Source organism: Enterobacter sp. RHBSTW-00994, from assembly GCF_013782625.1.
In the GTDB taxonomy this organism is placed as follows: domain Bacteria; phylum Pseudomonadota; class Gammaproteobacteria; order Enterobacterales; family Enterobacteriaceae; genus Enterobacter.
The window spans coordinates 1,306,628-1,333,533 of record NZ_CP056199.1; the positions used below are offsets into that span (position 1 = coordinate 1,306,628).

The following is a 26,906-nucleotide window of genomic DNA, read 5'->3' on the forward strand; positions in this document are numbered from 1 at the left end:
TGCGCTGAGTGGGGAACGACCACTCAGCGTATAGTCTGTCCATGCTTCCCGACAATCGAGAGGGCAGGAGATCCCGCCCTTGTCGTTCTAATTAGTTAAGAGCCTTGTCGTTTGGTGTTTTGAACAGCGCTTTCATGTCGTCAGACAGTTCGAAGTTCATGTTGAGGTTTTTAGGTGGAATCGGGTTCTTGAACCATTTATCGAACCATTTTTCCGCTTCACCAGACGTTTGCGTCTGAGCAATGGTGTCATCGATCAGTTTCTTAAACTCCGGATCGTCTTTGCGCAGCATGCAACCGTAGGCTTCTTTTGATTGCGCAGTGCCGACGATTTCCCAATTATCTGGTTTCTTCGCTTTCGCACGTTCGCCAGCCAACAGAGCGTCATCCATCATGAACGCGACAGCGCGCCCGCTTTCCAGCGTACGGAAAGAGTCACCATGGTCTTTTGCGCTGATGATGCGCATATCCATTTTCTTCTCGTCGTTCAGCTTGTGCAGCAGAACTTCAGAGGTTGTACCGGACGTCACCACAACCGCTTTGCCTTTCAGGTCAGCAAAATCTTTAATTTCGCCGCCTTTCTTCGTCAGCAGGCGCGTGCCTACAACAAAGATAGTGTCGGAGAAGGCAGCCTGTTTCTGGCGCTCAAGGTTATTGGTGGTCGAACCGCACTCAAAATCGAATGTACCGTTTTGCAGCAGCGGAATACGATTTTGAGAGGTAATTGGGATCAGTTTTACCTGAATATCAGGCTTGTTCAGCTTTTTCTTGACCGCTTCGACGATTGCGTTGGAGTAGTCCTGAGAATAGCCGACGACTTTCTGTGTGTTGTCGTAGTACGAGAACGGCACAGAAGACTCACGGTGGCCGACCACGATCACGCCGTTTTTAGCAATCTTGTCGAGAGTGCTTTGCCCGGCAGCGGGTGCGGCGTCCTCAGCGTGAACGACGCTTGCGGACATTCCCATCACCAGCATTGCTGTGGCCAGTTTACGTAATTGCATACCCAACTCCTTTTTTCATCTGCGCCAGAGACGCATAGAGACCCAGTGTGATGTTGTTATAGCTCGCTCAAAACGAGTGCAGTGTTATGCATGTTTGTTAACATTTAGTTTGGCTTAATGTAAAGATTTTGCTGCGTTATTGTTTATTTTTGCGAAGCGCGCCGCACCATTTAGAGGCAAAAATCTTTCGTTGCACTCTTGTGGTGCTGTCGATGACCTGTGCTGGTGCGACAAAGTTTCACGTTAAGCCAAATTACGTTTGCGTGAATTAACAAAGCAATAGGCGTGCCAGAAATGCTCTTTCCCCTGAACCTGTTCTTAAAAGGAAGAGGGGAAAAGGTGAGGCTGGATGGTGAAAGAGGGCGCGTAGGATCCCCTCTCCCGGTTGAGAGAGGGGAAGGGGGGAGAAGATTACTTACGACGCTGACGAAGGCTCATTAGCACTGCGCCAAAGCCAAACAGTGCCGTCAGGATCCACAATGGCCAGTTACCGGTGCGGGCATACGGTGTCAGGCCTGTTGTCGGTGTAACTTTAGCAGTCAGTACATCGCGGGTGAACTGCGGGATCATGGCCTGAATTTCACCCTGCGGACCAATCACGGCGGTAATACCATTGTTGGTACTGCGCAGTAACGGGCGTGCTAATTCCAGGGAGCGCATGCGTGCCATCTGGAAATGCTGCCACGGGCCAATGGATTTACCGAACCATGCATCATTGGAGATGGTCAGCAGATAATCGGTATCCGGACGGAAATTATCGCGCACCTGTTCACCGAGGATAATTTCGTAGCAAATGGCGGCGGTCAGTGCAAAACCATGCGCATGCAACTGTGGCTGAACATACGGACCACGGCTAAATGATGACATCGGCAAGTCAAAGAACGGCGCGAGCGGGCGCAGAATCGATTCCAGCGGAACAAACTCGCCAAACGGGACAAGATGGTTTTTGTTGTAGCGGTCAGTGGAGTTGTAGCTGTACGGATTATCCTTACCAAGCGTAATGATCGTGTTGTACGTGTCATACCTGTTTTGCTGGTTCAGACGCGCATCGACAATTCCGGTTATCAGCGTGCTGCCACGGGCGCGCAGCAAATCATCCATCATGTTCAGGAAAGGTTGCTGGTTAATTTCCAGGTCAGGGATCGCGGATTCTGGCCAGATGATCAACTGTGATTTCCCCATCACCTGCTCGGTAGCGTCGGCATAGATTTTGAGCGTGTTCAGCAGTTGCTTCTCATCCCATTTCATCGCCTGCGGTATGTCGCCTTGCACCATGGATACTTGCATCGCACGCTCAGGCTCAAGGGTGTACCACTGAATATAACGAAGCGGGAAAGGAAGGGTGAAGAGCACGATTGCTGTCACCAGTGGTCGCCAGTTGCGTGTGATCATCGCCAGCACCAGCAAACCACTGACCACCATCAGGAGGAAGTTAATTGTCTCAACGCCCATAACTGGTGCGAGACCTTTCAACGGACCATCAATCTGGCTATAGCCGAACTGCAGCCACGGGAAGCCGGTCAGAACCCAACCGCGCAGAAACTCGGTGATTTGCCACACCACGGGTGCGGCAATGGCGACACGCAGCCAGGTGGTTTTTGGCCACAGGCGCGAAAGAATACCCGCAAATAAACCGGTGTAGAGCGAAAGATAAGCCGCCAGCAAAACGACCAGAAAAACGTTAACGGGCCCTGGCATCCCGCCAAACTGCGCGATACTGACATAAACCCAGTTAATACCGGACCCAAACAGACCCAGGCCCCAGAAATAACCGATGGCTGCAGCCTGTAATGGACGACGATTGAGGGTCAGGCCTTGCAGCCCCATCAGAGAGATAATGGCCGCAGGCCAGATATCGTAAGGAGAAAAAGCCAGCGTACCGCTGGCTCCAAGTAACAGCGCCAGCAGCAAACGGACGCGCTGGCGTTCAAGTAATGAGGCAAATGCCATTTACATTAATCTTCCAGTTTCGGAACCGGGGAGTCGTCCGGCATTTTGACGTGAACCTGAATAATACGTCGGCTGTCAGCCATAGCGACTTTGAATTGGTAACCATCAATGTCAACAGATTCGCCGCGAGCCGGCAGATGGCCAAACGCCTGCATCACCAGACCCCCAATGGTATCCACCTCTTCATCGCTGAAGTGAGTACCGAAGGCATCGTTGAAGTCTTCAATCGAGGCCAGTGCGCGGATAGTCCAGGTGTGACGGCTTAACTGACGGAAGTCGATATCTTCTTCTTCGTCATACTCGTCTTCGATTTCACCTACGATCAGCTCAAGAATATCTTCGATGGTGACAAGACCCGAAACACCGCCAAATTCATCAATAACAATTGCCATATGATAGCGCTGAGAACGGAACTCTTTCAGCATGCGGTCAACACGCTTACTTTCCGGAACCACAACCGCCTGGCGTAACACTTTTTCCATGCTGAAGGCTTCGGCATCGCTGCGCATAAACGGCAGCAGATCTTTGGCCATCAAAATCCCTTCAATGTGATCTTTGTCTTCGCTGATGACCGGAAAACGGGAGTGAGCCGATTCGATGATAACATCGAGGCATTCGTCCAGCGTCTGGTTGCGTTTCAGAGTGATCATCTGCGAGCGGGGAATCATGATATCGCGTACTCGCTGGTCTGCGATGTCCATGACGCCTTCGAGCATTTCACGTGTATCTTCGTCGATAAGATCGTTTTGCCCGGAATCACGAATCAGCTCCAGCAATTCATCGCGGTTTTTGGGCTCACCGTGGAAAAGCTGGCTCAGGATAAGGGAGAAAAATCCCTTTTTACTGTTTGTCGTGTCGCTACTGTGTGAATTGTCGTCGCTCATGGCGTTTGTTAAGGGTTCTCATGGTTGTTCAACGTTTACTGCCGCGGAATGTCCTCACGCGGCAGCATATTAGTCAGTCAGCAGACAGACTATTCTTTCTCGGCAATGTACGGATCCTCATAGCCCAGAGCAAGCATTATCTCTGTCTCGAGAGATTCCATCTCTTCTGCTTCGTCGTCTTCGATATGATCATAACCCAGAAGATGGAGGCTACCGTGTATGACCATATGCGCCCAATGCGCATCAAGTGGCTTCTGCTGTTCTTTTGCTTCCTGCTCAACGACCTGGCGGCAGATGATCAGATCGCCCAGCAACGGCATCTCAATACCCGGTGGTGCTTCAAACGGAAACGAGAGCACGTTAGTCGGCTTATCTTTCCCGCGGTAGGTCAGGTTAAGCTCGTGGCTTTCAGCTTCATCCACCAGCCGAATCGTGACTTCTGACTCTTCCTGAAATTGCGGGATAACCGCATCCAGCCATTTCTGAAACTGGCTCTCTTCCGGCAAACCGGAATTGTCTTCACAGGCCAGCTGTAAATCGAGGATCACCTGACTCATTTTTGCTCCTGCTCCTGGGCTTCGCGTTTACGTTCCGCGGCCAGTTCTGCTTTACGTTTTTGTTCGGCTTCTTCCCATGCTTCATAGGCGTTAACGATACGTGCCACCACTGGGTGACGGACAACGTCTTCGCTGTGGAAGAAGTTAAAGCTAATTTCATCGACATCGGCCAGCACTTCGATCGCATGACGAAGGCCTGATTTGGTGCTGCGCGGCAGGTCGATCTGGGTGACGTCACCGGTGATAACGGCTTTCGAGTTAAAACCGATACGTGTCAGGAACATCTTCATCTGCTCGATGGTGGTGTTCTGGCTTTCATCAAGAATGATAAATGCGTCATTGAGCGTACGACCGCGCATATAGGCCAGTGGTGCGACTTCGATGACATTACGCTCGATGAGTTTCTCAACTTTCTCAAAGCCCAGCATTTCGAACAGTGCGTCGTAAAGTGGGCGCAGATAAGGGTCCACTTTCTGGCTCAGGTCGCCTGGTAAGAAACCGAGTTTTTCACCCGCTTCAACCGCCGGACGCGTCAGCAGAATACGGCGCACATCCTGTCGCTCCAGCGCATCTACCGCTGCTGCTACGGCCAGGTAGGTTTTCCCGGTCCCTGCTGGGCCTACACCGAAAGTGATGTCGTGATCGAGGATATTGGCGATGTACTGTGCCTGATTTGGCGTACGTGGTTTGATGACGCCACGCTTGGTTTTAATGTTGATGGCTTTGCCGTACTCCGGCACGCTGTCAGCACTTTGCTCAAGCACTCGCGCTTCTTTGATCGCCAGATGGATCTGTTCCGGCTCGATATCCTGCGTTTGGCCGCGCATCGGGGCGGTATCGACATACAGGCTGAGCAGAATATCGGCTGCGGCATTAACGCAAATAGGGCGGCCAGTGAGTTTGAAATGATTATCGCGACGATTGATTTCGATACCCAGACGTCGCTCCAGTTGTTTGATGTTGTCATCAAACGGCCCGCACAGGCTCAGCAGGCGAGCGTTGTCTGCTGGCTCAAGGGTAATTTCACGCGTGTCTATGTTCAAACTGTTCCTCTTAATATGTGTATTGCCGGAGGGCAACTTGCACATCCGGCCACAGACGAGTCGTCGTCATAACGAAATTATTCACGCCATAGAATAAAGGCGCAAGCATTGCAATGGATATTGGGGACGGAGAGAGGAAATACAAGGCCTGCCAGAAAGGCAGGCCTGAACGAATTAAGGCTGGTAGATACCGACACCTGAATCGTTTTCTTTGCGGGTACGTGAAATCACAGACTCTGGCGATTCAACGACGCGCAGGCCCATCTCTTCTTCGGTACGGACCAGCTTCGCGCGCAGGGAGTTTGTCAAAACTTCAACAATTTCCACGTCAACGAATTTACCGACCATATCTGGTGTGCCTTCAAAGTTGACCACGCGGTTATTTTCAGTGCGGCCAGACAGTTCCATCACGCTTTTACGGGATGTACCTTCGACAAGAATACGCTGGGTTGTACCGAGCATGCGACGGCTCCAGGCGGTGGCTTGCTGGTTAATACGCTCCTGCAAAATATAGAGACGCTGCTTTTTCTCTTCATCAGGTACATCATCAACCATATCGGCCGCAGGTGTGCCTGGGCGCGCAGAGAAGATGAAGCTGTAGCTCACGTCGAAATTCACTTCGCCGATGAGTTTCATGGTGCGCTCAAAATCTTCGGTCGTTTCGCCAGGGAAGCCCACGATAAAGTCAGAGCTTATCTGGATATCCGGACGTGCTTCGCGCAGCTTACGGATAATTGATTTGTATTCCAGCACCGTATGAGGACGGCCCATCAGGTTGAGAACCCGGTCCGATCCGCACTGAATCGGCAGGTGCAGGAAGCTCACCAGTTCCGGCGTATCGCGATAAACATCAATAATGTCATCGGTAAATTCGATCGGGTGGCTGGTGGTGAAGCGAATACGATCGATACCATCAATAGCGGCGACCAGACGTAGCAGTTCAGCAAAACTGCCGGTGCTACCGTCATAGTTTTCACCGCGCCAGGCGTTGACGTTTTGACCCAGCAGGTTAACTTCGCGTACGCCTTGAGCAGCCAACTGGGCGATCTCAAAGAGAATATCATCGCTCGGGCGGCTCACTTCTTCACCACGGGTATAAGGCACGACGCAATAGGTACAGTATTTATTGCAGCCTTCCATGATCGACACATACGCAGCCGGACCATCGGCACGCGGTTCCGGCAGGCGGTCGAACTTTTCGATCTCAGGGAAACTGACGTCAACCACAGGTTTGCGATTACCGCGTACGGCATTGATCATTTCTGGCAAGCGGTGCAGTGTCTGCGGGCCAAAAATAATATCAACATAGTGAGCGCGGCTTCGAATCAGTTTCCCTTCCTGTGAGGCTACGCAACCGCCGACACCGATGATCACGTCAGGTCTTTTTCGTTTTATTAGCTTCCAGCGACCTAACTGATGGAATACTTTCTCCTGCGCCTTCTCACGGATTGAACAGGTATTCAACAACAACACATCGGCTTCGTCAGCATTGTCGGTTAGTTGATACCCGTGCGTGGCATCCAGCAGATCGGCCATCTTTGATGAATCGTATTCGTTCATCTGACAGCCCCAGGTTTTAATATGGAGTTTTTTTGTCATCGACTTGCTCATGCTCAGGATTGCAGGGCGCGTATTGTAATGCTTTGGTGCGGTTGTGACCAGTATGAAGGTTGTCAACCTCAAAGAGATAAAAATCCGGTAAACTTAAGGGATTCTCCAATAAGGATTATTGACCATGACTATCCAAAAAACCGGGGTTGCTGTTGTTGGCGGCGGTATGGTCGGCAGCGCACTGGCGCTCGGACTGGCGCAGCAAGGATTTGACGTTACGGTAATCGAACAAGCGGCTCCAGCGGTGTTTGATGCAATGGCAAAACCGGATGTGCGTATATCCGCTATCAGTGCGGCATCGGTTGAACTGCTGCGTGGGCTTGGAGTGTGGGATGCGGTGCTGGCTATGCGTGCTCATCCATACAGCCGGCTCGAAACCTGGGAGTGGGAAAACGCGCACGTGGTGTTCGATGCTGCCGAGCTAAAATTACCTCGTCTTGGCTATATGGTGGAAAACAATGTTCTGCAGCAGGCGCTTTGGCAATCGCTGGAAGCCCATCCTGATGTAACACTGTGCGTTCCGGCATCACTCAAGGCTCTGCATCACCATGAGGGCGGGTATTTGCTGACACTGGATAATGGTGATGAGCTGGCTGTGAAGCTGGTGGTGGGGGCGGATGGTGCGAACTCGCAGGTCAGGCAGATGGCGGGGATTGGCGTTCATGCCTGGCAGTATCAGCAATCGTGCATGCTGATCACCGTACAGTGTGAAAATGAACCGGGTGAGAGCACCTGGCAGCATTTCACCCCCGACGGTCCGCACGCCTTTTTACCGTTGTTCGATAACTGGGCGTCGCTGGTGTGGTACGACACACCAGCGCATATTCGTCAGTTGCAGGGGTTATCGATGGAGCAACTTCAGCGCGAAATCATCCACCATTTTCCGAACCGTCTGGGGCGCGTGACGCCCGTCGCTGCGGGAGCATTTCCTTTAACGCGTCGCCACGCTCTGCAGTATGTGCGTGAAGGGTTAGCGCTGGTGGGGGACGCGGCGCATACCATCCATCCACTGGCAGGGCAGGGAGTTAACCTGGGGTATCGTGATGTGGAAGCGCTGCTTGATGTGTTGGGTAATGCCCGTAGCCACGGCGAGGCATGGGCGAGCCACCAGGTACTGAAGCGTTACCAGACGCGTCGGATGGCAGATAATTTCATCATGCAATCTGGGATGGATCTGTTTTATGCCGGATTCAGCAATGACTTAGGTCCGGTACGTATTCTGCGTAATATTGGATTGATGGCTGCTGGGCGTGCAGGTGTGCTGAAAAGGCAGGCACTGAAATATGCGCTAGGCCTTTAATTTTTGCGGCCTCTCCTTGTGGGAGAGGCATCTGGCTATGCCATTATTAATGTACAAAAACAAAAAAGCCCGCAGAGCGGGCTTTTTTGTTTTTAAGTGGCTGGGGTACGAGGATTCGAACCTCGGAATGCTGGTATCAGAAACCAGAGCCTTACCGCTTGGCGATACCCCAATAGGGACTGCAAACAGATTGTAATACTACTTCAAAATTGGCTGGGGTACGAGGATTCGAACCTCGGAATGCTGGTATCAGAAACCAGAGCCTTACCGCTTGGCGATACCCCAATTTTTCTTTTGTGATATATCGCTTACCGCAATACATCAAATTATGGTGGCTACGACGGGATTCGAACCTGTGACCCCATCATTATGAGTGATGTGCTCTAACCAACTGAGCTACGTAGCCAACTTTACTGCATTCTTCGATGGCTGGGGTACCTGGATTCGAACCAGGGAATGCCGGTATCAAAAACCGGTGCCTTACCGCTTGGCGATACCCCAATACCGCGGAGAACCGCAAATCGAAGAAAAAATGGCTGGGGTACCTGGATTCGAACCAGGGAATGCCGGTATCAAAAACCGGTGCCTTACCGCTTGGCGATACCCCATCCGTGCAACGCTTACTTGGGAATGGTGCGGGAGGCGAGACTTGAACTCGCACACCTTGCGGCGCCAGAACCTAAATCTGGTGCGTCTACCAATTTCGCCACTCCCGCAAAAAAGATGGTGGCTACGACGGGATTCGAACCTGTGACCCCATCATTATGAGTGATGTGCTCTAACCAACTGAGCTACGTAGCCATCTTTTTTTCGCGTTACCTTATCGGCGTTGCGGGGCGCATTATGCGTATTGAGCTTTGAAGCGTCAACACCTTTTTCATCGAAAATGGCTGGAATGTGACTGTTTGGTTAGGTTGCGAACAGCGTGACCGAATATTCGGCAATTATCGGTTATTAATCGCTTTTGAACCGTTAAGTTCGGGGTAAAAAAAAGGCCCCGAAGGGCCTGTTAACGATCAGAATGTTCATTTGTACGCGGACTGATGGACGCCTACCGCACGTCCTGATGGATCGTTCATGGACTTGAACGATTCGTCCCATTCAATCGCTTTTGCAGAAGAACACGCGACGGATGGGCCACCCGGCACACATTCGGCTGCACTCGGAACCGGGAACAATTCTTCAAAGATTTCGCGGTACAGATACGCTTCTTTGGATCCCGGTGTGTTATATGGGAAGCGGAAGCTAGCGGTTTCCAGTTGTTGATCAGAAACCTGTTTTGCAGCCACTTCTTTCAGCGTGTCGATCCAGCTATAACCTACGCCATCAGAGAACTGCTCTTTCTGACGCCATGCAACGCTTGCTGGCAGGTAGGATTCAAAACATTCACGCAGGACATGTTTTTCCATTTTACCGTTGCCGCACATTTTATCCTGCGGGTTGATGCGCATAGCCACGTCGAGGAATTTCTTATCCAGGAACGGAACGCGGGCTTCCACACCCCAGGCGGACATCGCTTTGTTAGCTCGCGCACAGTCAAACATATGCAGCGCCTGCAGTTTGCGCACAGTTTCTTCATGCAATTCTTTGGCGTTTGGCGCTTTGTGGAAGTAAAGGTAGCCGCCAAATACTTCGTCAGACCCTTCGCCTGACAGCACCATCTTGATGCCCATCGCTTTGATCTTACGGGACATCAGATACATTGGAGTGGAAGCACGGATGGTGGTCACATCATAAGTTTCGATGTGATAGATAACATCGCGGATCGCATCCAGGCCTTCCTGCACAGTGAAGTGAATCTCATGGTGTACTGTGCCAAGGTGGTTTGCTACTTCCTGCGCGGCTTTCAGGTCAGGTGCACCTTCCAGGCCAACAGCGAAGGAGTGCAACTGCGGCCACCAGGCTTCAGAGCGTTCCTGATCTTCAACACGGCGTGCGGCATATTTCTTGGTGATCGCGGAGATGACGGAAGAATCCAGGCCGCCGGAGAGCAGTACACCATAAGGCACGTCTGACATCAGGTGGCTTTTTACCGAATCTTCCAGTGCCTGGCGCAGCTCGGCTTTATCTGTCACGTTGTCTTTTACCGCGTCAAAGTCGAACCAGTCACGCTGATAGTACTGACGAATCTCACCATCTTTGCTCCACAGGTAGCTACCTGCCGGGAACTCTTTAATGGTGCGGCAAACCGGAACCAGGGCTTTCATTTCAGACGCAACATAGAAGTTGCCGTGCTCATCGTGGCCCATGTACAGCGGGATAATGCCGATATGGTCGCGGCCAATCAGGTAGGCATCTTTTTCACTGTCGTACAGAGCGAAAGCAAACATGCCCTGCAGGTCATCCAGGAACTCTGGCCCTTTCTCCTGGTACAACGCCAGGATGACTTCGCAGTCAGAACCTGTCTGGAATGCATAGCGATCGCCGTACTCTGCGCGCAGTGCCTGATGGTTGTAAATTTCACCGTTAACAGCCAGCGCGTGTGTTTTTTTCTCGTTATACAGTGGCTGCGCACCTGCGTTGACGTCAACAATGGACAGACGTTCGTGCGCCAGAATGGCTTTATCGCTGGCGTAAACGCCCGACCAGTCCGGGCCGCGATGGCGCATCAGGCGGGACAGTTCGAGTGCTTTTTTACGCAGTTCGCCCGCGTCAGTTTTAATATCCAGTACGCCAAAAATTGAACACATAACCTTCTCCGTTAACTCTGTTGCAGTGTGATGTCGCTTGCTTATGAAAATGCCGCAAAGGGGAAGGGCGCGCAAGGGTTTTACGGGGTAAAAAGGAAATAACGCAATGGTGATTGCTGAATGTTGAAAAAAGAGTATGTCGTGAACAGTTTTATTGATGATTATTCAATGGATGGTAATTTTTGTTAGATGGAGTTGTGTTTATCCGAGCGGAAAATGAAAAACCACGCCCTGGGGCGTGGTTTTGAATCAGATAACGTCGATCTCGGCGACAGAAGGATAAATCCAGCTAGGCCGGAAAGGCATCGAATCAATGTCGTCCAGAGTCGATACCCCGGAAAGTACAAGGATAGTCTCCAGGCCTGCCTGGAACCCGGCCAGAATATCGGTACGCAGGTTGTCACCGACAATGACGGTTTGTTCGGAGTGCGCCTGCATCTTATTCAGCGCCGCACGGACTATCCAGGGGCTCGGTTTTCCGACGACGAATGGCTTACGGCCAGAGATTTTTTCGATGCCGGCACACAACGCACCACACGCCGGGTAAAAACCACGCCCATGAGTATCCGGATTAGTTGCAATAAAGCGCGCGCCGTTGGCGACAAAGTACGCTGCTTTATGCATCATCTCCCAGTTAAAGGATCGTGTTTCGCCCACGATCACAAAATCTGGGTTCACGTCTGTAATGGTGAATCCGGCTTTATACAGTTCATGGATCAGTGCGCCTTCACCCACGACGTAAGCTTTTTTTCCTTCCTGACGCTTCAGGAAATCCGCCGTAGCCATTGCGGAGGTATAGAACACGCTATCCGGCACGTCGACGCCGGCAGTCGCAAAGCGATTTGCCAGGTCCTGACCGGTTTGGGAAGGATAGTTCGTGAGGAGAACCAGCGGCATTCCTTTGTCCATGACACGGTGAAGAAACTCAGCAGCACCCGGCACAGCAACGTTGTCGTGCATCAGCACGCCGTCAATATCACAAATTACGTTCTTAATGGTCATGGACTTTCCGACATCAAAAAAAGAAGGCGTTACTATAAAACCCGATCAACTTTCCAGCAAATGTTGCAGCAGAATACCGTTGAGCATGGCGCGTTTTACCAGAGCAAATGCGCCAATAGCGGAACGGTGATCAAGCGTTGATCGTACAACTGGCAAATTCTGGCGAAATGCCTTGAGGGCCTGGGTGTTGATGCACCCTTCAATTGCAGGCAACAAAACTTTTTCAGCTTCAACTATTTCGCCTGCGATCACCACTTTTTGCGGGTTAAACAGGTTGATGGCAATAGCGATGGTTTTACCCAGGTGACGCCCGACCTGCTCTATGACTTCACAGGCTAGTGCATCACCTTTATTTGCAGCTTTGCAAATCGGACCGATTTTGCAGTCATCCAGCGTAACGCGGCTTTGATAACCCTGCTCCAGCAGGTGACGAACGCGATGCTCGATGGCGGCATTCGCAGCAATGGTTTCAAGACAGCCAAAATTACCGCAATGGCAGCGCTCACCCAGTGGCTCAACCTGAATGTGGCCTATCTCGCCGACATTTCCGTTGCGGCCAATAAAAATCCGGCCATTAGAGATGATTCCTGCCCCTGTCCCCCGGTGAACACGCACCAGAATAGAGTCTTCACAATCCTGGCTCGCACCAAAATAGTGCTCCGCCAGTGCCAGACTGCGAATATCATGTCCAACAAAGCAGGTCACTTTAAATTGCTTTTCCAGTGCATCGACCAATCCCCAGTTTTCCACCTGAATATGCGGCATATAGCGGATAACGCCGCTTTCAGGGTCAACCAGGCCTGGCAGAATCACGGAGATAGCAATCAGCTCACGGATTTTACGCTGGCAGGTTTCGATGAATTTCTCGATGGTATTAAGCAGCGCATGTTCCAGCGTTTCCTGAGTGCGTTCAGGCAGAGGATAATGCTCTTCAGCGATGGCCTTGCTGCTCAGATCGTAGAGCGTGAGGGTGGTGTCATGGCGACCAAGACGTACGCCAATGGCCTGGAAGTTGCGGGTTTCAGTGACTATAGAGATAGCGCGGCGACCCCCTGTGGAGGCCTGCTGATCGACTTCTTTGATCAGGCCGCGCTCAATAAGCTGGCGGGTAATTTTTGTCACGCTGGCGGGAGCAAGCTGGCTCTGTTCGGCTATTTGAATACGTGAGATTGGCCCATGTTGGTCAATCAGGCGATACACTGCCGCGCTGTTAAGTTGTTTAACGAGATCGACATTACCGATTTGAGCTTGTCCGCCAGGTGTCATACTTTTACTTACTCAGTGACGACCTCGTTACCATTAACGATGGTCTTAGTAATTTTAAAATCGCGTGTGAAAGCTGTCAGGTTAGCAACCATGCCCGGTGCAATGCCACCCAGTTGTTTTGCAACACCGATTGCACGCGCCGGGTAAAGCGTTGCCATGCGCAGCGCCTCATCAAGAGCAATGCCGCAATGTTCAACCAGGTTACGAACCCCTTCGATCATCGTCAGTGCAGAGCCGCTTAACGTACCGTTTTCATCCACACACAGTCCATTGCGGTAGTATATTGTTTTACCAGCAAAAATGAACTGCTCAATATTTGCCCCTGCTGGCGCTGTGGCATCGGTTACCAGGCACAACTTATCGCCTTTCAGACGTTTAGCATTGCGAATATTGGTGTAATCCACATGTAATCCATCCGCGATGATACCGCAGTAGACGTCTGGCTCATCCAGAATCGCACCAACCAGGCCCGGTTCACGGCCCGTAATGTACGGCATGGCATTATAAAGATGGGTTGCGAAGGTAATGCCAGCGCGGAAACCTGCTTTCGCCTCTTTCTGCGTGGCGTTTGAGTGGCCTGCTGAAACCACAATTCCGGCTGCAGCCAGTTTGCTGATAACGTCAGTCCCGGTCATTTCGGGGGCCAGCGTCACTTTGGTAATCACATCGGCATTAGCACACATGAAATCAACCAGTTCTGCATCTGGTTTACGGACGAAGTCTGGATTGTGTGTTCCTTTCTTGACCATGTTCAGCCAGGGTCCTTCCAGATGCAGACCCAGAGCCTGATGAGGATGTTTCGCCAGGTATTCACGCATGACGTGGATGCCTTGTTTCATCAGTTCATCGCTGGTGGTGATGAGCGTAGGAAGATAGCTGGTGCAGCCAGATTTCTCATTGGCTTTTTGCATGATTTCCAGCGTTTCCACGCTAACCGCTTCAGCCGTGTCATTAAACTGCACACCGCCGCAGCCGTTCAACTGAACGTCGATGAAACCGGGGGAGATAATTGCTCCATTGAGTGAGCGTTGTTCAATCTCCGGCGGCAACTCCGCATGCGGGCAAACACGTTCAATCAGGCCATTCGCGATCACAATCGCGTGGTCATCCAGAATTTCATGGCCGGTATAAATCCGACCGTGGGTTAAAGCGTACATAACGACCCCCGGTTTAAAAAAGCGACCGTCTCTTTATAAAGAGACGGTAATTTACTTAAAGACCTTTGATATTTTCAGCTTCTAATTCATTGAAGTATTTCAATGTTTTTACTTTCAGTTCCATTGTGGACGGCTCGTCACACACGATGACTGATTTCGGATGCAGTTGCAGACAGCTGATCGTCCACATGTGGTTCACGTTGCCTTCAACAGCAGCCTGAAGCGCCTGCGCTTTCACGCCGCCCAGCACCAGAATCATCACTTCTTCGGCATCCAGCAGTGTGCCCACGCCGACGGTCAGCGCATATTTTGGAACCTGGTTAACATCGCCGTCAAAGAAACGTGAGTTTGCCACGCGGGTGTCATGGGTCAGCGTTTTAATGCGGGTACGAGACGCCAGAGAAGATGCGGGTTCGTTAAAGGCGATATGACCATCGTTACCAACGCCGCCCATGAACAAATTGATTTTACCGTAAGAACGGATTTTTTCTTCATACTGACGACATTCTGCGTCAATATCAGGCGCATTTCCATTCAGCAGGTTAATATTTTCAGCAGGGATATCAACGTGATCAAAGAAATTACGGTGCATAAAGCTGTGATAGCTTTCCGGATGGTCCTTTGGTAAGCCAACATATTCGTCCATGTTGAAGGTGACGACATGTTTGAAGCTAACCTGGCCCGCTTTGTGCATTTCAACCAGGGCCTTATAGGCTGTCAGCGGTGTACCACCTGTTGGCAGACCAAGAACGAAAGGACGGTCGGCAGTGGGTTTGAACGCATTAATGCGGTTAACGATATGACGAGCAGCCCATTTACCGACTTGTTCAGCTGTAGCCAGGGGAATCAGTCTCATTGTTCACCTCTAGAGTTAACGTAATAAAAGTGTGCAGATAACATGCCTGGACCTGAACTAAGCGTAACCTGGATCACGTCGGGCAGCATGAATCCGTCTTGATTTTTTGAATGATAAAATAAGTTTTCATTGTTAGCCAGAGAAAGGGAGGGTTATTAACGATATTTGGTGACAAAAATCACAAAAAGTATGCATTTAATTTGCGATACGAATTAATTTTTCACACACTCAGAAGGCCAGTGAATCATCAACTGTATGTATAAGTTAATGACACAATAAAAACACAGATTAAGCACGAGCCTTTCATGGGGTCTCGTAGGGGGAATAGGATGAATATTTTAGGTTTTTTCCAGCGCCTCGGTAGAGCTTTGCAGCTCCCTATCGCCGTGCTACCGGTTGCTGCGTTGCTGCTGCGATTCGGGCAACCTGATCTTCTTAACGTACCGTTTATTGCTCAGGCAGGCGGTGCGATTTTTGACAACCTGGCGCTGATTTTCGCCATCGGTGTGGCATCAAGCTGGTCAAAAGACAGTGCGGGTGCAGCAGCCCTGGCTGGGGCAGTCGGTTACTTCATCCTAACGAAAGCGATGGTAACGATTAACCCGGAAATTAACATGGGCGTACTGGCAGGTATTATTACTGGTCTGGTCGGTGGTGCAGTCTATAACCGCTGGGCGAACATTAAGCTGCCAGACTTCCTGAGCTTCTTTGGGGGCAAACGTTTCGTGCCGATCGCGACAGGCTTCTTCTGTCTGGTACTGGCCGCCATATTTGGCTACGTTTGGCCGCCAGTGCAGCACGCTATCCATGCGGGCGGCGAGTGGATCGTTTCTGCCGGCGCAATGGGTGCAGGTATTTTCGGCTTTATCAACCGTCTGCTGATCCCAACCGGCCTGCATCAAGTGCTGAATACCATCGCTTGGTTCCAGATTGGTGAGTTCACTAACGCTGCTGGCGCAGTATTCCACGGTGATATCAACCGTTTCTATGCAGGTGACGGCACTGCGGGCATGTTCATGTCTGGTTTCTTCCCAATCATGATGTTTGGTCTGCCGGGTGCTGCGCTGGCAATGTACCTGGCTGCGCCGAAAGCGCGTCGCCCAATGGTTGGCGGTATGCTGCTGTCCGTTGCGGTAACGGCCTTCCTGACCGGTGTGACAGAGCCGCTGGAATTCCTGTTCATGTTCCTGGCTCCGCTGCTGTATCTGATGCACGCGGTGCTGACCGGTATCAGCCTGTTTGTTGCCACCCTTCTGGGTATCCATGCTGGTTTCTCCTTCTCAGCAGGCGCGATTGACTATGTGTTGATGTACAACCTGCCAGCGGCAAGTAAGAACGTCTGGATGCTGGTAGTGATGGGCCTGGTCTTCTTTGTTGTCTACTTCCTTCTGTTCAGCGCGGTTATTCGTATGTTTAATCTGAAAACGCCGGGCCGTGAAGAGACGAATGAGGATGTCGTTACTGGTGAAGCAAATAGCAATACCGAAGAAGGCTTGGCCCAGTTGGCAACCAGCTATATTGCCGCAGTCGGCGGTACTGATAACCTGAAAGCTATTGATGCCTGTATTACCCGTCTGCGTTTGACCGTGGGCGACTCTGCGCGTGTCAGCGATGCTATGTGCAAACGTCTGGGTGCATCGGGCGTGGTAAAACTGAACAAACAAACCATCCAGGTGATTGTGGGGGCAAAAGCTGAATCTATCGGCGACGAAATGAAAAAAGTGGTTGCCCGTGGACCGGTAGCCGCGTCCTCGACTGACAGTGCGCCAGTGGCTGAAACTCCAGCAGCAAAACCTCAGGCTGTACCAAACGCAACTACCATTGCTGCACTGGTTTCCCCAGTGACCGGTGAAGTGGTTGCCATTGAGCAGGTTCCTGACGAAGCCTTCGCCAGCAAAGCTGTCGGTGACGGTGTGGCGGTGAAACCAACGGAAAAAACCGTGGTATCTCCGGCAGCCGGTACGATTGTGAAGATCTTCAACACCAACCACGCGTTCTGCCTTGAAACCGAAAAAGGCGCGGAAATCGTCGTCCACATGGGCATCGATACCGTCGCGCTGAACGGTAAAGGCTTTACCCGTCTGGTAGAAGAGGGGGCTGAAGTGGTTGCAGGCCAGCCGATTCTGGAAATGGATCTGGACTTCCTGAACGCGAATGCGCGCTCCATGATAAGCCCGGTTGTTTGTAGCAACATCGACGACTTCAGCGGCCTGGTTCTGCAGGCAAAAGGTCAGGTTGTTGCGGGTCAAACACCACTGTATGAGATTAAAGGCAAGTAATCGCTCCTGAGTAGAGTGCGTGCCTTAAGCGGCGGGGGAGATCCTCCGCCGCTTTTTTTTGCAGCAAATGCCCCCAATATTCACCTCAACGCCGTTTTTTGCATAACTAAAGGTTGTCACTACGTCCGGCTTATAAGATCATATGCCGTTATACGTTGTTTACGCTTTGAGGAATCTACGATGAGTGAGGCTGAAGCCCGCCCGAGTAACTTTATTCGTCAGATCATCGATGAAGATCTGGCCAGTGGTAAGCACACCACAATCCATACCCGTTTTCCGCCGGAACCGAATGGTTACCTGCATATTGGCCATGCGAAATCTATCTGTCTGAACTTTGGCATTGCGCAAGACTACAAGGGTCAGTGCAATCTGCGTTTCGATGACACGAACCCTGTAAAAGAAGACATCGAATACGTTGAGTCAATTAAGAACGACGTGCAATGGCTCGGTTTCAACTGGTCTGGCGATATTTGCTACTCCTCAGATTATTTTGATCAACTCTTTGCCTACGCAGTTGAGCTGATTAACAAAGGTTTGGCTTATGTTGATGAGCTGTCTGCTGACGAAATCCGTGAATACCGCGGCTCGTTGACTGCGCCGGGAAAAAACAGCCCATTCCGCGATCGCAGCGTTGAAGAGAATCTCGCGCTGTTCGAAAAAATGCGTGCGGGTGGCTTCGAAGAAGGCAAGGCTTGTCTGCGTGCCAAAATCGATATGGCGTCTCCGTTCATCGTGATGCGCGATCCGGTGTTGTACCGTATCAAGTTTGCAGAGCATCACCAGACCGGCAATAAGTGGTGCATCTACCCGATGTATGACTTTACCCACTGCATTAGCGATGCGCTGGAAGGCATCACGCATTCGCTGTGTACGCTGGAATTCCAGGACAACCGTCGTCTGTACGACTGGGTGCTGGATAACATCACTATTCCGGTGCATCCGCGCCAGTACGAGTTCTCTCGTCTGAATCTGGAATACACCGTGATGTCCAAGCGTAAGCTGAATCTGCTGGTGACTGACAAACATGTTGAAGGCTGGGACGACCCACGCATGCCGACCATCTCCGGTCTGCGCCGTCGTGGTTACACGTCTGCATCCATTCGCGAGTTCATCAAACGTATCGGTGTGACCAAGCAAGATAACACCATCGAAATGGCGTCTCTGGAATCTTGTATTCGTGAAGATTTAAACGAAAATGCACCGCGCGCGATGGCCGTTATTGACCCCGTTAAGCTGGTTATCGAAAATTATCCTCAGGGCGAAAGTGAACTCGTCACGATGCCTAACCATCCGAGCAAACCAGAGATGGGCAGCCGTGAAGTGCCGTTTAGCGGTGAGATCTGGATCGATCGTGCTGACTTCCGTGAAGAAGCCAACAAACAGTACAAGCGCCTGGTGATGGGTAAAGAAGTTCGTCTGCGTAATGCGTATGTGATAAAAGCTGAACGTGTTGAAAAAGACGCGGAAGGCAATATCACCACGATTTTCTGTACTTATGATGCGGATACTCTGAGCAAAGATCCTGCGGATGGTCGCAAAGTGAAAGGCGTGATCCACTGGGTTAGCGCTGCCCACGCGCTGCCGATTGAAATTCGTCTCTACGATCGTCTGTTCAGCGTACCAAATCCAGGTGCAGCGGACGATTTCCTGGCGACTATTAACCCCGACTCTCTGGTCATCAGGCAGGGTTATGCAGAACCGTCTCTGAAACAGGCTGAAACCGGTAAAGCGTTCCAGTTTGAACGTGAGGGATATTTCTGTCTGGACAGCCGTCACAGTACGGCGGAAAAGCCCGTGTTTAACCGCACTGTGGGTTTGCGTGATACCTGGGCCAAAGCAGGCGAATAATAACGCTTCGTAGGTCAATGAGAAACAACGCCGCTAACTGCGGCGTTTTTTTTATTTTATGATCATACCGTTAATGAAAGGTATGTCATGGCGATGTCAAAATATCAGGTCAATGAGCTGCTACTTATTTTTCTCGAAAAAAGTTCGAAGTATTTGTCCACCAATGGACTGAGATAAATCGTCGACAAAAATAGTTCTTCCTTGCTTAAACTAACTGATTTTCCGCGTAAAACCTCGAATTGGCGGAAGTGTTACAAATCACTACCAATTATGTGCACTTCGTCATAATCCTGACTTTTGCCTACTAAAAAGCATTGATAATTCGTGTCGCGAAAAATAACCTAAAGGCGGTAGTTAATTCGAGGGTATTTCTAACTACCCCAGACCATCAGGTCTTTTATATTTTTCGCCGTTTAGGCGTTTTAATTCGTCAAAGAGGATTTATCTATGCGTACGTTCAGTGGCAAACGTAGTGCGCTGGCGCTGGCTATTGCCGGTGTCACAGCAATGTCTGGTTGGGTTGTCTCCCCAGAAGTTCATGCAGCAGGATTTGTCGATGATTCCACGTTAACAGGCGGTGTCTATTACTGGCAGCGTGAGCGTGATCGTAAAGATGTTACCGAAGACAAATATAAAACCAACCTTTCTCACTCCACCTGGAACGCCAACCTGGATTTCCAGTCTGGTTATGCAGCCGATATGTTCGGTCTTGATATTGCAGCATTTACCGCAATTGAAATGGCAGAAAATGGCGATAGCGGCCACCCGAACGAAATTGCCTTCTCTTCCAGTAATAAAGCGTACAAAGAAGACTGGTCTGGCGATAAAAGCGGGGTCAGCCTGTATAAAGCGGCTGCAAAATTCAAATACGGTCCTGTATGGGCGCGAGCAGGTTATATTCAGCCAACCGGACAAACCCTGTTAGCACCGCACTGGAGCTTTATGCCAGGTACTTATCAGGGCGCAGAAGCCGGAGCTAATTTTGACTACGGTGATGCGGGCGCGTTGAGCTTCTCCTATATGTGGACCAACGAGTACAAAGCGCCGTGGCATATTGAGATGGACAAGTTCTATCAGAACGACAGAAAAACCAAAGTAGAATATCTCCACTCACTCGGTGCGAAGTACGATTTCAAAAACGATCTGGTTCTTGAAGCCGCATTTGGTCAGGCTGAAGGGTATATCGATCAGTATTTTGCGAAAGCCAGCTACAAATTCGACATCATTGGTGGTCCTCTGAGCACCAGCTACCAGTTCTATGGTACGCGTGACAAAGCCAGCAATGGAACGGTTAACGATATTTATGCTGGCACAGCATGGTTGCAGGCGCTGACGTTTGGCTACAAAGTCGGTCAGGTTGATTTACGTCTGGAAGGGACCTGGGTGAAAGCTGAAGGCCAGCAAGGCTACTTCCTGCAACGTATGACACCAACCTATGCCTCTTCAAACGGTCGTCTGGATATTTGGTGGGATAACCGTTCTGACTTTAACGCCGATGGCGAAAAAGCCGTCTTCTTCGGCGCGATGTATGACCTGAAGAACTGGAACCTCCCGGGTTGGGCAGTGGGTGCATCTTATGCTTACGCCTGGGATGCGAAGCCTGCCGATATGGCCACCCCGGATGCTTACTACGACCCTAACTACCGTCTGAAAGAGTCCTCTTACAGCCTGGATGCGATTTACACACTGCAGGATGGCCGCGCAAAAGGCACGATGTTCAAGCTTCACTTCACTCAGTATGACAACCATTCCGATATCCCGAGCTATGCGGGCGGTTACGGCAACATCTTCCAGGATGAGCGAGACGTGAAATTTATGGTTATCGCGCCGTTCACTATTTTCTGATGAACCCTCCGGCGGGCTGAGTCCCGCCGGAAAGGAGACTGAAATGATGAAAAAAATCGTGCTTATTGCCGTCATGGCTGCCGGGCTTACAGCCTGTGCGCAACCTCAGGCCCCGAAAGAAGATTCTCGCCTGAAAGAGGCTTACAGCGCCTGCATTAATACGGCTGAAGGCTCGCCGGAAAAAATTGAAGCTTGCCAAAGTGGGCTGACTGTGCTGAAGAAAGAGAAAGCACATGAGCAATTCGCGACGCAGGAAAATGTCAGAGTGATGGATTACCAGGCCTGTATTCAGGCGCGTAAAACCGGTAACGATCAGGAAGTGGCAAAACGTTGCGACAAAATCTGGCAGGAAATTCGTAGCAATAACACCAAATAGTAAGCTGTTTGCCACGCCCGGAGACGCTCGTTTACTGTCAATACAGTAAGCAATGCATCTCCGGGCTTTTTTATTGATATTTCAGGCAAAAAAAAGCCAACCGTAAGGTTGGCTCAGAGTACGAAAGCGAGCTTATTTCGCGTCGTGCGCGTGATCGTCTTCACGACAATCGCCTTCTGCACAGTGACCATACAGGTACAGGCTGTGGTTAGTCAGGCGGATGCCATGACGTGCTGCGATTTCACGCTGACGCGCTTCGATGGAATCATCGCTAAACTCAATCACTTTGCCGCAATCGAGGCAAATCAAGTGATCGTGATGATGCTGTTGCGTCAGTTCGAACACGGATTTACCGCCTTCGAAGTTGTGACGGGTGACAATTCCGGCATCATCAAACTGGTTCAGAACACGGTATACGGTCGCCAGCCCAATCTCTTCGCCCATGTCGATCAGACGTTTGTAAAGATCTTCCGCACTGACGTGATGGTTATCCGGTCCTTGCAACACTTCCAGGATTTTCAAACGAGGAAGCGTAACTTTCAGGCCAGCCTTCTTTAATGCGGTATTGTTGTCAGTCATGCGGAATCTGTCCTGTTGCTAAACGATTCACTTCTAAAGAAGAAGTGACAGAAAATGCACTTGGGATAATGCGTCTCATTATAGAACTGCCATGCCTAAATGAAAACTGCAAGTCTCAAGCAAAGTATGCTTATAAAAACGTGGTATCGCCAACAAACTTGTTAGAAAGCGACCCCTTTACCAGACAGTTATTGTACAGGTATGAGCGCAAAAGTTAAAAGTTTGTAGCAATTAATTTAATTGGTACGACCTGATACTGCGACGCAACACAAATGCTGCGCCGCATCAATCATTAAGCGTTAAGGATGTCGTCCAGATTCAGCTCTTCGCGGATCTGTTTCACCCATTTTTCAACACGCTCAGCGGTCAGCTCCGGTTGGCGATCTTCATCAATGGCCAGACCGACAAAGTGATCGTCATCAGCCAGACCTTTAGAGGCCTCAAAGTGGTAACCCGCTGTTGGCCAGTGGCCTACAATCGCCGCGCCGCGTGGTTCAATGATATCGCGAATTGTTCCCAGTGCGTCACAGAAGTACTCTGCGTAATCTTCCTGATCGCCACAGCCGAACAGGGCAACCAGTTTACCGTTGAAGTCAACTTCTTCCAGCGTTGGGAAGAAATCGTCCCAGTCACACTGTGCTTCACCGTAGTACCAGGTTGGAATGCCGAGCAACAGGATGTCATAGCCTTCGAGATCTTCTTTGCTGCTCTTGGCAATGTCATGCACATCGGCAACATCTTTACCGAGCTGTTTTTGAATATTTTTTGCGATATTTTCGGTATTGCCGGTGTCACTGCCGAAAAAAATGCCGATGATTGCCATGAGTAAAATAACCTCTTGAAACTTAATGGTATGGTGGCGCGATTTGTCCACGGATAGGGGCAATAATAGCAGAACTGACAACCCTGCGGGAACTGCTATCGCGCAGGACTGCACTCTGTGCTACATGAAAAGGGTGAGAAAGGGAATTATCCGACTTACACCTTGCTGTGTGATTTTTCGAGTTGCGCGATCAACATCTCTTCAATCAGCTCACTACGGCTGATATTGCGTGCATCAGCAAGTTCGTTAAGTGCATCGACGGCATCAGCATTGAGCTTTAGCTCGACACGCTTAAGCCCACGATTTTTATCGCGTTTAAGCTGATTGCGTTTATTAATACGCAGCTGTTCGTCGCGTGAAAGCGGATTGGTCTTGGGTCGTCCCGGGCGACGCTCATTCGCGAACAGATCTATTGTCGTGCGGTCCGTTTGTTCTTTGGCCATGATTTTGAGACTTCGGGGGAAACACGCCGCCCTGCTAATGCCCAGGCGATAAGCGCGCAATCATACATCACGGAAAACGGCACGCCAACGACTGGAAGCCTGTAGCCTTCCGGTCGCTGTCTTTTTAATCAATTTTCAATGTCAGCGAGATAACGGCGGATAGCGCGAAGTACAGCTTCTGGTTTTTCTGCGTGCACCCAATGCCCAGCTCCGGCAATCACGTGGGCTCGTGTCTGAGGGAACTGCGCCAGAATCGCATCGCGGTACGCTTCAGTAACATACGGTGAATTGCCGCCACGGATAAAGAGAGCAGGGTGTGACCAGGCAGGCACGGGTTCCCAGCCGACAATATGACGGTACTGATCCCACAGCACCGGAACGTTGAAACGCCACTGACCTTCGACGAAAGATTTCAGCAAAAATTGCACAACCCCCTCTTCATCAAGGTGCTCGCGCATAATGGCTGCCGCCTGTTGGCGGGTAGATACACCGGCGTCTGTCACGGCATTAATTGCCGCAAAAATTTCATCATGGCGACGAACGTCGTAATCTACCGGGGCAACATCAATAACAATCAGCCCATTGATACGCTCAGGTGCGAGCGCGGTCAGCGCCATAACGGCTTTGCCGCCCATTGAATGCCCAATCAGCGTGACTTTTTCGAGGTTATTAACGTCAAGTGTCTCCAGCAGATCCTGTGCCATTGCCGTGTAGTTCATGTCCGGCGATCGACCGGAAAGGCCATGGTTTCGCATATCGACCTGCAAAATGTCGTGATCGGTAACCAGATCGCGCGCCAGTACACCCAGATTATCAAGGCTGCCAAACAGGCCGTGAACCAGTACGATGGGGGAATTATTGTTCGGCGATTGTGCAGATTGCGCTCGGGTATTCAATTTCATGGCAAAGTTCTTTTTTTACGTATGTCAGGTTAGGGTATTATGTTGACCATTCTGCCGCCCGGCTGCAAGGATCCAGTTTATTCTGACTTTTGCCGCCAACCTGGCTTGACGCTATCCGCTGTTGGGATTTGACTTTATAATCCCAACGACTTGTATTCAGATAAGATATCGCACTGGATTAAGATGAAAACAATCGAAGTTGATGATGAGCTCTATCAGTATATCGCCAGCCAAACGCGGCATATCGGGGAGAGCGCGTCCGACATTTTACGGCGCATGCTGAAATTTTCCGCCGCCTCACAGCCTGTCACTCCTGTTACTAAAGATGTTGTGCTTCAGCCGAGTGTAGCTGCGCAAGTTAAACCGGCACAAACGCCGGTCAAAGATAAAGTGCGTGCGATGCGCGAACTGCTGCTTTCTGATGAATACGCAGAGCAGAAAAAGGCGGTTAACCGCTTTATGTTGGTGCTGTCTACACTCTATTCACTGGATAACAAAGCGTTTGCTGAAGCGACCGAGTCGCTGCACGGTCGTACGCGCGTGTATTTTGCGGGTGACGAGCAGACGTTGCTACAAAACGGCAATCAAACCAAACCTAAACATGTCCCTGGTACGCCATACTGGGTGATTACCAATACCAACACGGGCCGCAAGTGCAGCATGGTTGAACACATCATGCAGTCCATGCAGTTCCCGGCGGAATTGATCGAAAAGGTTTGCGGTACAATCTAACCCTTGCATAAGAAGGACCCGGCAATGGCAAATCACAACCGTGCAGGCCAACCTGCACAACAAAGCGATTTGATTAACGTCGCCCAACTGACCGCGCAGTACTACGTACTGAAACCGGTTGTGGGTAACGCAGAACACGCAGTGAAGTTTGGTACGTCTGGCCACCGCGGTAGCGCGGGTCGCCATAGCTTTAACGAACCGCATATTCTGGCCATTGCCCAGGCCATCGCGGAAGAACGCGCGAAAAATGGCGTGACGGGTCCGTGCTATGTAGGGAAGGATACGCACGCTTTATCTGAGCCAGCTTTCATCTCCGTACTGGAAGTGCTGGCCGCTAACGGCGTGGACGTTATTGTCCAGGAAAATAACGGTTTTACCCCGACGCCTGCGGTCTCTAACGCGATCCTTGTGCACAACAAAAAAGGTGGTGCGCTGGCTGATGGTATCGTTATTACACCATCCCACAACCCGCCAGATGATGGTGGTATCAAATACAACCCACCTAACGGCGGCCCGGCAGATACCAACGTCACTAAAGTGGTAGAAGACCGCGCTAATGCCCTGTTGGCGGACGATCTGAAAGGTGTAAAGCGCATCTCTCTGGATGCGGCAATGGCCTCAGGTCACGTGAAAGCGTTGGATCTGGTCCAGCCGTTTATCGAAGGGTTGGCTGATATCGTTGATATCGCTGCGATCCAGAAAGCAGGTCTGAAACTGGGCGTTGATCCACTTGGCGGTTCCGGGATCGAGTACTGGAAACGTATCGCCGAATTCTACAAACTGGATCTGACCATCGTGAACGATCACGTTGATCAAACCTTCCGCTTTATGCATCTCGATAAAGACGGCGCAATCCGCATGGACTGCTCCTCAGAGTGTGCTATGGCAGGTCTGCTGGCGCTGCGTGATAAATTCGATCTGGCGTTTGCAAACGACCCGGATTACGACCGTCACGGTATCGTCACCCCGGCAGGTCTGATGAACCCGAACCACTATCTGGCGGTCGCGATCAACTATCTGTTCCAGCATCGTCCACAGTGGGGCAAAGAGGTCGCTGTCGGTAAAACACTGGTCTCTTCTGCGATGATCGACCGTGTGGTCGATGCACTTGGCCGTAAGCTGGTGGAAGTCCCGGTGGGCTTCAAATGGTTTGTTGACGGTCTGCATGACGGTAGCTTCGGCTTTGGCGGCGAAGAGAGTGCAGGGGCATCTTTCCTGCGCTTCGACGGTACACCGTGGTCGACTGACAAAGATGGCATCATTATGTGTCTGCTGGCGGCTGAAATTACCGCCGTTACCGGGAAAAACCCGCAGGAACACTACAATGAGCTGGCCGCACGTTTTGGTGCGCCAAGCTACAACCGCATTCAGGCGGCAGCGACATCTGCGCAGAAAGCCGCTCTGTCTAAACTCTCCCCTGAAATGGTCAGCGCCAATACGCTGGCAGGCGATCCGATTACTGCGCGTCTGACTGCTGCGCCAGGTAATGGTGCGTCCATTGGCGGCCTGAAAGTCATGACCGAGAATGGCTGGTTTGCCGCGCGTCCGTCTGGTACGGAAGACGCGTACAAAATCTACTGCGAAAGCTTCCTCGGTGATGAGCACCGTAAGCTGATCGAGAAAGAAGCGGTAGAGATTGTCAGCGAAGTGCTGAAAAACGCGTAAGTGTAGTTCTGGTGTGGGCTGATGTTTTCACTCCAGCCTTCTCCCACAGAATGAGGGAGAAAACACTAAAAACGGCAACCTTCGGGCTAATGCCG

Annotated in this window: 22 protein-coding genes and 7 tRNA genes; 7 read left to right on the forward strand and 22 right to left on the reverse strand. The window is 50.9% G+C overall.

Features of this window, described 5'->3' with window-relative positions; translation table 11 throughout:
* Window positions 1-91: 91 nt before the first annotated feature.
* From HV346_RS06125 to miaB, 6 genes are all read right to left on the reverse strand, one after another.
* Window positions 92-1,003: an amino acid ABC transporter substrate-binding protein gene (locus tag HV346_RS06125; protein WP_181622667.1), complete on the reverse strand. Its 912-nt coding sequence runs from the start codon at window positions 1,001-1,003 to the stop codon at window positions 92-94.
* A gap of 411 nt (window positions 1,004-1,414) precedes the next feature.
* Window positions 1,415-2,953, reverse strand: a complete 1,539-nt coding sequence (lnt, locus tag HV346_RS06130; RefSeq protein WP_181622668.1) for an apolipoprotein N-acyltransferase — start codon at window positions 2,951-2,953, stop codon at window positions 1,415-1,417.
* A gap of 5 nt (window positions 2,954-2,958) precedes the next feature.
* Entirely contained in the window at window positions 2,959-3,837 is an 879-nt protein-coding gene (corC, locus tag HV346_RS06135; RefSeq protein ID WP_181622669.1) for a CNNM family magnesium/cobalt transport protein CorC, read from the reverse strand.
* Between the two features lie 89 nt (window positions 3,838-3,926).
* Window positions 3,927-4,394 (reverse strand): rRNA maturation RNase YbeY, encoded by a 468-nt coding sequence (gene ybeY, locus HV346_RS06140; RefSeq protein ID WP_181622670.1) that lies wholly within the window; start codon window positions 4,392-4,394, stop codon window positions 3,927-3,929.
* Window positions 4,391-5,437: a PhoH family protein gene (locus tag HV346_RS06145; RefSeq protein WP_181622671.1), complete on the reverse strand. Its 1,047-nt coding sequence runs from the start codon at window positions 5,435-5,437 to the stop codon at window positions 4,391-4,393. Before HV346_RS06145 ends, ybeY begins: the two co-directional genes overlap by 4 nt.
* 174 nt (window positions 5,438-5,611) lie before the next feature.
* Entirely contained in the window at window positions 5,612-7,036 is a 1,425-nt protein-coding gene (gene miaB / locus HV346_RS06150) for a tRNA (N6-isopentenyl adenosine(37)-C2)-methylthiotransferase MiaB (protein WP_181622672.1), read from the reverse strand.
* Window positions 7,037-7,172: 136 nt separating this feature from the next.
* On the opposite strand from miaB, the gene ubiF reads away from it, so the two are divergent.
* Window positions 7,173-8,348 (forward strand): 3-demethoxyubiquinol 3-hydroxylase, encoded by a 1,176-nt coding sequence (ubiF, locus tag HV346_RS06155; RefSeq protein WP_181622673.1) that lies wholly within the window; start codon window positions 7,173-7,175, stop codon window positions 8,346-8,348.
* A 97-nt stretch (window positions 8,349-8,445) separates the two neighbouring features.
* Here the strand turns inward: ubiF and HV346_RS06160 are convergent.
* From HV346_RS06160 to nagB, 12 genes are all read right to left on the reverse strand, one after another.
* Window positions 8,446-8,520: transfer RNA gene (locus HV346_RS06160), tRNA-Gln, on the reverse strand.
* 38 nt (window positions 8,521-8,558) lie between these two features.
* A tRNA-Gln gene (locus tag HV346_RS06165) sits at window positions 8,559-8,633 on the reverse strand.
* 44 nt (window positions 8,634-8,677) lie between these two features.
* Window positions 8,678-8,754: transfer RNA gene (locus HV346_RS06170), tRNA-Met, on the reverse strand.
* Window positions 8,755-8,774: 20 nt separating this feature from the next.
* Window positions 8,775-8,849, reverse strand: a tRNA-Gln gene (locus tag HV346_RS06175).
* Between the two features lie 32 nt (window positions 8,850-8,881).
* Window positions 8,882-8,956 (reverse strand) — tRNA-Gln (locus HV346_RS06180).
* A 23-nt stretch (window positions 8,957-8,979) separates the two neighbouring features.
* Window positions 8,980-9,064, reverse strand: a tRNA-Leu gene (locus HV346_RS06185).
* An 8-nt stretch (window positions 9,065-9,072) separates the two neighbouring features.
* Window positions 9,073-9,149 (reverse strand) — tRNA-Met (locus HV346_RS06190).
* 224 nt (window positions 9,150-9,373) lie between these two features.
* Entirely contained in the window at window positions 9,374-11,038 is a 1,665-nt protein-coding gene (gene asnB, locus HV346_RS06195; protein WP_181622674.1) for an asparagine synthase B, read from the reverse strand.
* A gap of 249 nt (window positions 11,039-11,287) precedes the next feature.
* Complete coding sequence (gene nagD / locus HV346_RS06200) at window positions 11,288-12,040, reverse strand: ribonucleotide monophosphatase NagD (RefSeq protein WP_181622675.1); 753 nt, start codon at window positions 12,038-12,040, stop codon at window positions 11,288-11,290.
* A 45-nt stretch (window positions 12,041-12,085) separates the two neighbouring features.
* Window positions 12,086-13,306, reverse strand: coding sequence for an N-acetylglucosamine repressor (locus tag HV346_RS06205; protein WP_181622676.1), 1,221 nt, complete (start codon window positions 13,304-13,306; stop codon window positions 12,086-12,088).
* An 8-nt stretch (window positions 13,307-13,314) separates the two neighbouring features.
* Entirely contained in the window at window positions 13,315-14,463 is a 1,149-nt protein-coding gene (nagA, locus tag HV346_RS06210; protein ID WP_181622677.1) for an N-acetylglucosamine-6-phosphate deacetylase, read from the reverse strand.
* A 55-nt stretch (window positions 14,464-14,518) separates the two neighbouring features.
* Window positions 14,519-15,319 carry a glucosamine-6-phosphate deaminase gene (gene nagB, locus HV346_RS06215; protein ID WP_181622678.1) on the reverse strand — a complete coding sequence of 267 codons (801 nt, stop codon included), beginning with the start codon at window positions 15,317-15,319 and terminating at the stop codon, window positions 14,519-14,521.
* A 329-nt stretch (window positions 15,320-15,648) separates the two neighbouring features.
* On the opposite strand from nagB, the gene nagE reads away from it, so the two are divergent.
* From nagE to chiQ, 4 genes are all read left to right on the forward strand, one after another.
* On the forward strand, window positions 15,649-17,598 hold the full coding sequence (nagE, locus tag HV346_RS06220; RefSeq protein ID WP_181622679.1) for a PTS N-acetyl glucosamine transporter subunit IIABC: 1,950 nt from the start codon (window positions 15,649-15,651) through the stop codon (window positions 17,596-17,598).
* Window positions 17,599-17,778: 180 nt separating this feature from the next.
* Complete coding sequence (glnS, locus tag HV346_RS06225; protein ID WP_181622680.1) at window positions 17,779-19,446, forward strand: glutamine--tRNA ligase; 1,668 nt, start codon at window positions 17,779-17,781, stop codon at window positions 19,444-19,446.
* Between the two features lie 447 nt (window positions 19,447-19,893).
* Window positions 19,894-21,291, forward strand: coding sequence for a chitoporin (gene chiP / locus HV346_RS06230; protein WP_181622681.1), 1,398 nt, complete (start codon window positions 19,894-19,896; stop codon window positions 21,289-21,291).
* A gap of 46 nt (window positions 21,292-21,337) precedes the next feature.
* Window positions 21,338-21,667 (forward strand): ChiQ/YbfN family lipoprotein, encoded by a 330-nt coding sequence (gene chiQ / locus HV346_RS06235; RefSeq protein ID WP_181623705.1) that lies wholly within the window; start codon window positions 21,338-21,340, stop codon window positions 21,665-21,667.
* Between the two features lie 132 nt (window positions 21,668-21,799).
* Here the strand turns inward: chiQ and fur are convergent, their stop codons facing one another.
* The 4 genes from fur to ybfF all read right to left on the reverse strand — a co-directional run bounded on the left by fur (window position 21,800) and on the right by ybfF (window position 24,414).
* Window positions 21,800-22,246: a ferric iron uptake transcriptional regulator gene (fur, locus tag HV346_RS06240; RefSeq protein WP_032681417.1), complete on the reverse strand. Its 447-nt coding sequence runs from the start codon at window positions 22,244-22,246 to the stop codon at window positions 21,800-21,802.
* Window positions 22,247-22,538: 292 nt separating this feature from the next.
* Entirely contained in the window at window positions 22,539-23,069 is a 531-nt protein-coding gene (gene fldA / locus HV346_RS06250; protein ID WP_014069353.1) for a flavodoxin FldA, read from the reverse strand.
* Between the two features lie 155 nt (window positions 23,070-23,224).
* Window positions 23,225-23,512, reverse strand: coding sequence for a LexA regulated protein (gene ybfE, locus HV346_RS06255; protein WP_181622682.1), 288 nt, complete (start codon window positions 23,510-23,512; stop codon window positions 23,225-23,227).
* Between the two features lie 128 nt (window positions 23,513-23,640).
* A complete protein-coding gene (ybfF, locus tag HV346_RS06260) occupies window positions 23,641-24,414 on the reverse strand; it encodes an esterase (RefSeq protein WP_181622683.1) in 774 nt (257 codons plus the stop codon).
* 183 nt (window positions 24,415-24,597) lie between these two features.
* Here ybfF and seqA point away from each other — a divergent pair, with 183 nt between their 5' ends.
* Both seqA and pgm read left to right on the forward strand, forming a co-directional pair.
* Window positions 24,598-25,146 carry a replication initiation negative regulator SeqA gene (gene seqA / locus HV346_RS06265; RefSeq protein ID WP_181622684.1) on the forward strand — a complete coding sequence of 183 codons (549 nt, stop codon included), beginning with the start codon at window positions 24,598-24,600 and terminating at the stop codon, window positions 25,144-25,146.
* Between the two features lie 24 nt (window positions 25,147-25,170).
* Window positions 25,171-26,811 (forward strand): phosphoglucomutase (alpha-D-glucose-1,6-bisphosphate-dependent), encoded by a 1,641-nt coding sequence (gene pgm / locus HV346_RS06270; RefSeq protein WP_181622685.1) that lies wholly within the window; start codon window positions 25,171-25,173, stop codon window positions 26,809-26,811.
* Window positions 26,812-26,906: the final 95 nt, after the last annotated feature.

What these genes read in the sequence shown, in the direction of transcription:
- chiP (WP_181622681.1), top strand. Translation starts at nt 19,894, where the DNA reads ATGCGTACGTTCAGTGGCAAACGTAGTGCGCTGGCGCTGGCTATTGCC.
- nagD (WP_181622675.1), bottom strand. Translation starts at nt 12,040, where the DNA reads ATGACCATTAAGAACGTAATTTGTGATATTGACGGCGTGCTGATGCAC.
- nagB (WP_181622678.1), bottom strand. Translation starts at nt 15,319, where the DNA reads ATGAGACTGATTCCCCTGGCTACAGCTGAACAAGTCGGTAAATGGGCT.
- ybfF (WP_181622683.1), bottom strand. Translation starts at nt 24,414, where the DNA reads ATGAAATTGAATACCCGAGCGCAATCTGCACAATCGCCGAACAATAAT.
- miaB (WP_181622672.1), bottom strand. Translation starts at nt 7,036, where the DNA reads ATGACAAAAAAACTCCATATTAAAACCTGGGGCTGTCAGATGAACGAA.
- HV346_RS06205 (WP_181622676.1), bottom strand. Translation starts at nt 13,306, where the DNA reads ATGACACCTGGCGGACAAGCTCAAATCGGTAATGTCGATCTCGTTAAA.
- lnt (WP_181622668.1), bottom strand. Translation starts at nt 2,953, where the DNA reads ATGGCATTTGCCTCATTACTTGAACGCCAGCGCGTCCGTTTGCTGCTG.
- fldA (WP_014069353.1), bottom strand. Translation starts at nt 23,069, where the DNA reads ATGGCAATCATCGGCATTTTTTTCGGCAGTGACACCGGCAATACCGAA.
- fur (WP_032681417.1), bottom strand. Translation starts at nt 22,246, where the DNA reads ATGACTGACAACAATACCGCATTAAAGAAGGCTGGCCTGAAAGTTACG.
- nagE (WP_181622679.1), top strand. Translation starts at nt 15,649, where the DNA reads ATGAATATTTTAGGTTTTTTCCAGCGCCTCGGTAGAGCTTTGCAGCTC.
- ybeY (WP_181622670.1), bottom strand. Translation starts at nt 4,394, where the DNA reads ATGAGTCAGGTGATCCTCGATTTACAGCTGGCCTGTGAAGACAATTCC.
- seqA (WP_181622684.1), top strand. Translation starts at nt 24,598, where the DNA reads ATGAAAACAATCGAAGTTGATGATGAGCTCTATCAGTATATCGCCAGC.
- ybfE (WP_181622682.1), bottom strand. Translation starts at nt 23,512, where the DNA reads ATGGCCAAAGAACAAACGGACCGCACGACAATAGATCTGTTCGCGAAT.
- HV346_RS06125 (WP_181622667.1), bottom strand. Translation starts at nt 1,003, where the DNA reads ATGCAATTACGTAAACTGGCCACAGCAATGCTGGTGATGGGAATGTCC.
- ubiF (WP_181622673.1), top strand. Translation starts at nt 7,173, where the DNA reads ATGACTATCCAAAAAACCGGGGTTGCTGTTGTTGGCGGCGGTATGGTC.
- asnB (WP_181622674.1), bottom strand. Translation starts at nt 11,038, where the DNA reads ATGTGTTCAATTTTTGGCGTACTGGATATTAAAACTGACGCGGGCGAA.
- corC (WP_181622669.1), bottom strand. Translation starts at nt 3,837, where the DNA reads ATGAGCGACGACAATTCACACAGTAGCGACACGACAAACAGTAAAAAG.
- glnS (WP_181622680.1), top strand. Translation starts at nt 17,779, where the DNA reads ATGAGTGAGGCTGAAGCCCGCCCGAGTAACTTTATTCGTCAGATCATC.
- pgm (WP_181622685.1), top strand. Translation starts at nt 25,171, where the DNA reads ATGGCAAATCACAACCGTGCAGGCCAACCTGCACAACAAAGCGATTTG.
- chiQ (WP_181623705.1), top strand. Translation starts at nt 21,338, where the DNA reads ATGAAAAAAATCGTGCTTATTGCCGTCATGGCTGCCGGGCTTACAGCC.
- nagA (WP_181622677.1), bottom strand. Translation starts at nt 14,463, where the DNA reads ATGTACGCTTTAACCCACGGTCGGATTTATACCGGCCATGAAATTCTG.